The organism is Pseudogemmobacter sonorensis (assembly GCF_042762395.1).
Taxonomy (GTDB): domain Bacteria; phylum Pseudomonadota; class Alphaproteobacteria; order Rhodobacterales; family Rhodobacteraceae; genus Pseudogemmobacter; species Pseudogemmobacter sonorensis.
On record NZ_JBEFZE010000059.1, the window covers coordinates 1 to 7,285 of the forward strand.

Annotated in this window: 9 protein-coding genes, 1 tRNA gene and 1 pseudogene; 6 read left to right on the forward strand and 5 right to left on the reverse strand. The window is 69.6% G+C overall.

From position 1 onward, the window contains the following. Positions 1 to 368, reverse strand: a 368-nt coding sequence (gene tatB, locus ABNX41_RS21200) for a Sec-independent protein translocase protein TatB (RefSeq protein WP_438671681.1), incomplete at its 3' end; no start/stop codon positions are given. Positions 369 to 461: 93 nt separating this feature from the next. Beyond that, the gene (locus ABNX41_RS21205) at positions 462 to 719 is read right to left on the reverse strand and encodes a twin-arginine translocase TatA/TatE family subunit (protein WP_438671682.1); all 258 of its coding nucleotides are present in this window, start codon (positions 717 to 719) and stop codon (positions 462 to 464) included. 199 nt (positions 720 to 918) lie between these two features. Here ABNX41_RS21205 and ABNX41_RS21210 point away from each other — a divergent pair, with 199 nt between their 5' ends. Further along, complete coding sequence (locus ABNX41_RS21210) at positions 919 to 1,302, forward strand: helix-turn-helix transcriptional regulator (protein ID WP_438671683.1); 384 nt, start codon at positions 919 to 921, stop codon at positions 1,300 to 1,302. A 145-nt stretch (positions 1,303 to 1,447) separates the two neighbouring features. Here ABNX41_RS21210 and ABNX41_RS21215 read toward each other — a convergent pair whose 3' ends face one another. Next, positions 1,448 to 2,227, reverse strand: a complete 780-nt coding sequence (locus ABNX41_RS21215; RefSeq protein ID WP_438671684.1) for an SDR family oxidoreductase — start codon at positions 2,225 to 2,227, stop codon at positions 1,448 to 1,450. A gap of 557 nt (positions 2,228 to 2,784) precedes the next feature. On the opposite strand from ABNX41_RS21215, the gene ABNX41_RS21220 reads away from it, so the two are divergent. From ABNX41_RS21220 to ABNX41_RS21230, 3 genes are all read left to right on the forward strand, one after another. Beyond that, positions 2,785 to 3,810: a Hint domain-containing protein gene (locus ABNX41_RS21220; protein WP_438671685.1), complete on the forward strand. Its 1,026-nt coding sequence runs from the start codon at positions 2,785 to 2,787 to the stop codon at positions 3,808 to 3,810. A gap of 115 nt (positions 3,811 to 3,925) precedes the next feature. Beyond that, the gene (gene hisF / locus ABNX41_RS21225) at positions 3,926 to 4,687 is read left to right on the forward strand and encodes an imidazole glycerol phosphate synthase subunit HisF (protein WP_438671686.1); all 762 of its coding nucleotides are present in this window, start codon (positions 3,926 to 3,928) and stop codon (positions 4,685 to 4,687) included. Beyond that, positions 4,684 to 4,995: a phosphoribosyl-ATP diphosphatase gene (locus ABNX41_RS21230; RefSeq protein ID WP_438671687.1), complete on the forward strand. Its 312-nt coding sequence runs from the start codon at positions 4,684 to 4,686 to the stop codon at positions 4,993 to 4,995. The genes hisF and ABNX41_RS21230 overlap by 4 nt, the downstream gene beginning before the upstream one ends. 109 nt (positions 4,996 to 5,104) lie before the next feature. Here the strand turns inward: ABNX41_RS21230 and ABNX41_RS21235 are convergent, their stop codons facing one another. Both ABNX41_RS21235 and rlmB read right to left on the reverse strand, forming a co-directional pair. Further along, a complete protein-coding gene (locus ABNX41_RS21235; protein WP_438671688.1) occupies positions 5,105 to 5,524 on the reverse strand; it encodes a CoA-binding protein in 420 nt (139 codons plus the stop codon). A 193-nt stretch (positions 5,525 to 5,717) separates the two neighbouring features. Further along, positions 5,718 to 6,494, reverse strand: coding sequence for a 23S rRNA (guanosine(2251)-2'-O)-methyltransferase RlmB (gene rlmB, locus ABNX41_RS21240; protein ID WP_438671689.1), 777 nt, complete (start codon positions 6,492 to 6,494; stop codon positions 5,718 to 5,720). 135 nt (positions 6,495 to 6,629) lie between these two features. Between rlmB and ABNX41_RS21245 the strand changes: the two genes are divergently transcribed. Both ABNX41_RS21245 and ABNX41_RS21250 read left to right on the forward strand, forming a co-directional pair. Next, positions 6,630 to 6,713: transfer RNA gene (locus ABNX41_RS21245), tRNA-Tyr, on the forward strand. Positions 6,714 to 6,932: 219 nt separating this feature from the next. Next, a pseudogene (locus ABNX41_RS21250) lies at positions 6,933 to 7,285 on the forward strand (hypothetical protein); the annotation flags it as partial.

Consider the following 7,285-nt stretch of genomic DNA (forward strand, 5'->3'; position numbering starts at 1 on the left):
GTGGTGGCCGCGGGCGGGGCGGCGGCGGCGGTCGCGCCCGCCGCGCCCGAGGCAGCGGCAGCCGAGGCAGCGGCGCCGGGGCGCGCGCCCTTCAGCGGATCCCATTTCTCGAACTTGTCGGCGGCGGATTTCACCGCATCCAGTCCAAGCGACTTGGGCGAGGTCATCTTCTTCAGATCCTCGGCCACGTCCTTGACGCCCGACTCCTTGGCCGCATCCTCCATCGCGCGCGAGAATTCCCGCGCCATCGAGCGCAGCTTGGCCGTGAAACGCCCAAGCGTGCGGAACATCTCGGGCAGATCCTTCGGCCCGATCACGATCAGCGCCACCACGCCGATGAGCAGAAGCTCGGACCAGCCGATCTCCATAAGCGTCTCTCCCCTGCCTCCGGCCTAGCGGCCCCGATGCCGAACCTCGATTGCGGCGCCCTGCTTGCGGACCCGACCCGCGCCGTTACCGGCTCAGATCTTGCCCTTCTCGGCATCCTTCACGGCGGCCTCCGTGGCGGTTTCCACCACCGGATCCGCCGGGGTCACGTCGCGGGCGACCTCGGCCTTGGCATCCTCGATCTCCTTGGTCCCGTCGGCCACGCCTTTCTTGAAGGCGGTGATTCCCTTGCCGACCTCGCCCATGAGCGAGCTGACCTTGCCCTTGCCGAACAGCACGAGCACCACGACCGCGATCAGCAGAAGGCCGCCGACACCCATATTCTGGAACATTGCGAAATCCCCTTTTTTTCCGGCCAGGACGGGCCGATTGCATCCGATTGACGCGAAACTAGGGCGGGACGGGGCCCGGACGGAAGACCGATTCCGCTTGCGGCGCCCGCTCAACTGACAGTATTTTGTCAGTTGAGCGGGCGCCGCCGCCAGCCCATCCGCAGCCGCAAGCCCCCTCCCCAAGGACACAAGGCCCCCGATGAAACGCGACGACCGCCTTTACGACCTGATCCGCATCCTGCGCGACGGCAGGCTGCATACCGCGGCGGAACTCGCGGAAAAGCTGGGGGTTTCGGTGCGCACGGTCTGGCGCGACATGGCGATGATGGCGGCGACCGGCCTGCCGGTCACCGGAGAGCGCGGCCTGGGCTATATCCTGCGCGCGCCGCTGATGCTGCCGCCCACTGTTCTGACGCAGGACGAGGTCGAGGCGCTGGCCACCGGCCTGCGCCATGTCGAGGCCGAGCATCCCGCACTTTCGCGCGCGGCGAAAAGCCTGCTCTACAAGGTCTCGACCCTGCTGCCCCAGGCCGATCTGAAGGCCGAGGACGGCACCCCCGCGGGCGAAGAGCCCCCTCGCTGAACGCCCGGGCGAGACGACCCCGCGCCGGAGAGCGCGGGCGGGGATAGCCGTCCCGAACCGGACCGGCCCGCAAAGGATCCCCCGCGCGATCCCGGCCCTGGCTGTTCAACTCCCGCCTTGCCGCGACCCGTCAGGCCGCGACCCGTCAGATCGTGATGTTCGACGCGCCGCCATCCAGCAGGATGTTCTGCCCGACGATGAACCCCGCATGCTGCGAGCAAAGGAAGGCGCAGGCCGCGCCGAATTCCTGCCGCGTGCCGTAGCGCCCGGCCGGAATGGTGGCCCAGCGGGCGGCGCGGGCCTCCTCCTCCGAGATGTTCTGGGCGCGGGCCGCGCCCTTGTCCAGCGCCTCGGCCCGGTCGGTCGCATGCATGCCCGGCAGCAGGTTGTTGATCGTCACCCCGCTGCCCGCCACCTGCCGCGCGGTCCCGGCGACGAAGCCGGTCAGCCCCGCCCGCGCCGAATTCGACAGCCCCAGCACCCCGATGGGCGCGCGCACCGAGACCGAGGTGATATTGACCACCCGTCCCCAGCCGCGCGCCATCATCCCCGGCAGGACCGCCTGGATCAGCGCGATCGGCGTCAGCATGTTGGCGTCCAGCGCCTTGATGAAATCCTCGCGCGACCATTCCGACCACAGCCCGGGCGGCGGACCGCCCGCGTTGGTGACAAGGATGTCGACCTCGCCCGCCGCGGCGAGGACATCGGCGCGGCCAGCCTCGGTGGTGATGTCGGCGACGACCGGCGTCACGTCCACGCCCCAATCGGCGGCGATTCCCTTGGCCGTGGCCTGCAGGGCCTCTTCCCCGCGCGCGCAGATCACCAGATCGACCCCCGCTTCGGCCAAGGCCTCGGCGCAGCCCCGGCCCAGCCCTTTCGAGGCCGCGCAGACGATGGCCTTGCGGCCTCGAAGTCCCAGATCCATTCCATCCTCCTGTCCGTTCGCGGCCAGACCATAGGGGGGATGCGGGGGCGGCGAAAGGGGCCAGGCGGATGCGATCCGCGCAAGAGCGCGCGCGGCCCGGAAGGAAGGCCAGGAAAGCGAAGGCGTTGCGGGGCCGCCCGTGCGGCGGGGACGAAAGGACAGGCGCGGCACCCCTCCCCGCCCCACCGCCGCCGCAAATCCGCCGCGCTTCCGCCCCCTCGACCCCTGAGACTGGGCCTGCGGACCGAGACCGCGCCGGATGCCGTCCAAAACCCGGGACCCGGAAACGAGGCCCCAAGACCCGGGGCCTCCGAAACGGACCAGGCACGCCGCGCCGCAGACCCTCGGCCCGGCGAGGAAATTTGCGCCCGGGCGGCGGGCTTGCTAGACTTCGCCCGACCGGGCCGAAAGGCTGATGAGACATGAGTGCCGTGCAGAACACCGATCCCCCCCCTGCCCGCGCGCCCGGCGCGCGCCCCGCCCCTGCGGCGGGGGCGGCGGGAACGGGCGCAAGAAGGACGGTCCCGGCAGGGATGGGCGCGGCAGGGGCGGGCGCAATGGAAACGGGCGGCAGGGCGGCCTCTCCCTCCCCTGCCCCCGGCCATGCCTGCCAGGTCTTCGCCGCCGACGACATCTATGTCTCGATCGGGGTGAATTCCGGCGACGGCCTCGGCGGCCCCGACCAGGTGGTCACCGGCGATATCTACGAGCTTGAGGAAAACGCCCGCCCGCTGCGCCTCGTGCTGTCGCGCCCGGTCGCGGCGGGGGCCGAGCCCGAAGTGGCCGAGGGTTCCTCGCTGGGCCGCCCGGGCGAAAAGGTGCGGCTGGCCGCGCGCTACACGCTGATGTCGCCCGATGGCGACAAGGTCGAGCTGCTGATGCTGGCGCTGGAGGCCGGGCTCTTCGCCCTGCCCCTGTCGCCGATCGGGACACGCTCGGACTATACGCTGCTCCATGTCGAATCCTCGCCCCGGGACACGCGGCTCTCGGATCTGATCTGTGTCTCGTTCGCGCGCGGCACGCTGATCTCGCTGGCCTCGGGGCGGCAGGTCCCGATCGAGGATCTGGGCCCCGGCGACCGGGTGCTGACCCGCGATCACGGGCCGCAGCCGCTGCGGCTCCTGGGCCGGGCGACCCTGCGCGCGGTGGGGGCCTTCGCGCCGGTGGTGATCACCGCGGGCACGCTGGGGAATGCGGGCGACCTGATCGTCAGCCAGCACCACCGGATGTTCCTTTACCAGCGCAACCGACCGGCGGGGCTGGGCACATCGGAACTGCTGGTCCAGGCCCGCCATCTGGTCGATGGCGAGAATGTCTTCATCCGCGAAGGCGGCTTCGTCGACTGGTTCAGCCTGGTCTTCGACCGCCACGAGATCGTCTATGCCGAGGGCATCCCCGCCGAGAGCCTGATGGTCAACGACGCCACCGTCAGCCGCCTGCCGCCCGAGATCGCCGCCGAACTGGGCGCGCGCTTCCCCGGCCTGGCCCAGATCCAGCATTTCGGCACCGAGGCCGGGCGGCAATTCCTGGAAACCGTCGGCCCCGCCGCGCTTTACCATCCGCGGCGGCGCCGCGCGCTGTGAGGCGGCCCTGAAGCGGCGGGCATCCCGCGCGCGGCCTTGGGCGATTGCACAATCCCCCCCGGCGCATTATCCCGGGGCCTGAGGGCGAAGCACCCGCCCGCCCGATGAGGCCGCAATGCTGAAGACCCGCGTGATCCCCTGCCTGGACGTGGCCGATGGCCGCGTGGTCAAGGGCGTGAATTTCGTCAATCTGACCGATGCGGGCGATCCGGTCGAGGTGGCCCGCGCCTATGACCGCGCGGGCGCCGACGAGATCTGCTTTCTCGACATCCACGCCACCCATGAAAACCGCGGCACGATGTTCGACCTGGTCACCCGCACCGCCGAGCAGATCTATGTGCCGCTGACGGTGGGCGGCGGCGTGCGCAGCCCCGCCGACGTGCGGGCGCTGCTGCTCGCGGGGGCGGACAAGGTCTCGTTCAATTCGGCCGCCGTCGCCGATCCCGATGTGGTGGCGCGGGCCGCCGACCATTTCGGCAGCCAGTGCATCGTCGTTGCCATCGACGCCAAGACCGTGGCGCCGGGGCGGTGGGAGATCTTCACCCATGGCGGCCGCAAGCCCACCGGCATCGACGCCGTCGAATTCGCCCGCACCGTCGCCGCCAAGGGCGCGGGCGAGATCCTTCTGACCTCGATGGACCGCGACGGCACCCGGGCGGGGTTCAACCTCGCCCTGACGCGCGCCATATCGGAGGCGGTGGAAGTGCCGGTGATCGCCTCGGGCGGGGTCGGCACGCTCGACCATCTGGTCGAGGGGATCCTGGAGGGCGGGGCCTCGGCGGTGCTTGCCGCCTCGATCTTCCATTTCGGCACCTATACGATCGGCGAGGCCAAGGCCCATATGGCGGCGGCCGGAATCCCGGTGAGGCTGGAATGAACGCGCTCGAACGCCTGGCCGCCACCGTCGAATCCCGGCGCGGCGCCGATCCCGAATCGTCCTGGACCGCGAAACTGCTGTCGAAGGGGCCTGAGAAATGCGCCGAGAAATTCGGCGAGGAGGCGGTGGAGGCGATCATCGAGGCCGTGCGCGGCGACCGGGCGCGGCTGGCCTCGGAAGCGGCGGATGTGCTTTATCACCTGATCGTCATGCTGGCGGCGCGCGACGTCCGCTTGGCCGATGTGCTCGCCGAGCTGGAGCGGCGAGAGGGGGTTTCGGGGATCGCCGAGAAGGCCGCGCGAGGATAGGCGGCGTTTCGCCCCGGGGCGGGGGTCGGAGGCCTCCGGCGGGGATATTTTTGCCAAGATGAAGGGGCGGAAGGGGCGCTTTTGGAGCGGGCCTTTGCCGGGGCGCGGGTCAGAGGCCCAGCCGGGCGATCTCGATCACGGGGCAGCGGTCCATGACCACTTCGAGCCCGGCGGCGCGGGCGCGGGCGGCGGCAGATGCGTCGATGACGCCCAGTTGCAGCCAGACCGCCCGGGCGCCGATGGCGATGGCGTCGTCGACCGCCGCCCCCGCCTCTTCCGAGCGGCGGAAGATGTCGACCATGTCGATGGGGCCGTCGTGCCGCGCCGCCTCGGCCAGCGAGGCACGCACCACGCCGCCGAGCGCGTGCTGCCCGGCCTGGCCCGGGTTGACCGCGATCACCCGGTGGCCCCGGGCCGCGAGAAGGGCGGCGACGCCGTGGCTTGGCCGCTCGGCCCGGGGCGACCAGCCGACGACGGCGATGGTCTTCGCTTCGGTCAGGATGCGGCGGATGGTGCTGTCGTCGGACATTCGGGCCCTGCCTGCTTGGATGCTGCCAAAAAAGGCGCCCGAGCCTGAATGAGGCCGGGCGCGCAAGTTGTGGAACGAGGGACAGTGAATGAAAGGAACGGGGGTTCCGGCCCGTCCTTCACGACAGTGACTTATAAACGCTGATGAAGGATTAAAGGTTCCTTCCCGCATTCGTGATCTCCGCGTTATCTCTTTACCGGGCGGCGGCGGCATAAAGCGCCACCGCCGCCGCATTCGAGACATTGAGGCTGCCGAACGCGCCCGCCGCCGGGATTCGCGCCAGAAGATCGCAGGTTTCGCGGGTCTTTTCGCGCAGGCCCGGCCCCTCGGCCCCCATGACCAGCCCGACCGGGCGGCCCGCCGTGCTCGCCAGCGCCTGCGCCAGCGGGATTTCCGCCGCGCCGTCCAGGCCGACCAGCACATAGCCCGCCGCCTTCAGCTCTTCCATCGCCTCGGCCAGGTTGGCCACCCGCAGATAGGGCTGACGCTCCAGCGCGCCGGATGCGGTCTTGGCCAGCGCGCCGGTCTCCGGGGCGGAATGGTGGCGCGGCGCGATCACCGCGCGGGCGCCGAACACCTCGGCCGAGCGCAGGACCGCGCCGACGTTATGCGGGTCGGTCACCCGGTCGAGCAGCACCAGGAGCGGCGCCCCCTCGCCCGAGATCGCCAGATCCATCAGCCCGCCCCAGTCGAGCGGCCGCACCTCGAGCGCGGCACCCTGATGGACCGAGCCCTCGTCGATCGGCGCGGTGAACTTGCGCGGATCGACGATCTCGGGCGTGATTCCCGAGGCGGCGATGGCATCCTCCAGCCGGTCGAAGGCGTTCTTGGTGACGATCAGCCGCAGGCGCGCGCGCCGCGGATTGAGCAGCGCGTCGCGCACCGCATGCAGGCCGAAGAGCCAGACTGTCTCTTTCGCCTCGGCCTTGCGGTTGCGTTCCTTGTCGACCACCCAGGACGGCTTTTTCATGGCTTTTCCCCCAGGCCCCGGGGCCCGGCGCGCAAAATGCCCGAACCCGGCGCGAAGGCAAGGCAAAAGGATGCCTCCCGCTCTAAGAAGAGCCCTTGACGCCCCCCGCCCCCTTGGCTATTTCCCGCCCCCAGTGGGCGACGTGCTGCAAGGTGCGGCAGCGGACTGTAACTCCGCCGAGGCGACTCATGCCTGGTTCGATTCCAGGGTCGCCCACCATTCTTCCAGAAAAGTGAAGAAAATCAACGCTCAGCTGCCCCGCATCTGATCGACAGCGCCTTATGCAAATCAATGGGTTATGACGCAGGTGTCCCGCAATTTCGGGCAGTGCTACCTGCAAAAAAAGCCACCGAAGGAGCTGGCACTCCGTCCGACGGCACTTTGAATAGTGGAATACGCGACCTCACGCCGTCCCGCAACCCCGACGGAGGCCGCGCTATGAGCTGGAAGGTCGCGAATCTTTGTGCGCAGCGTAAATTCGGCAGCCCGGTCCGCAAGCAGATCATCATGTTTCTCGCGGACAAGGCCAGCGATGACGGGTCGGGCATCTGGTGCTCGAAAGGAACCATCCAGCGTCATACGGAGTTGGGCGAAACGACGGTCAAGCGCACGATCAACAAATTCCTGAGCGAAGGCATTCTGATTGAGACCGGGCGCCGGGCCTGCACGGGCCTTGTTGCGCCATTCGGATTGAGGCGGCAGGTCTCCCTTTCCCGGCTGTCTTCAGCGCATTCGGACAGTCTCGGGCGTGCCGAGGGATGTGAAGCGGTTCATGTGGAGCAGGTGAACGC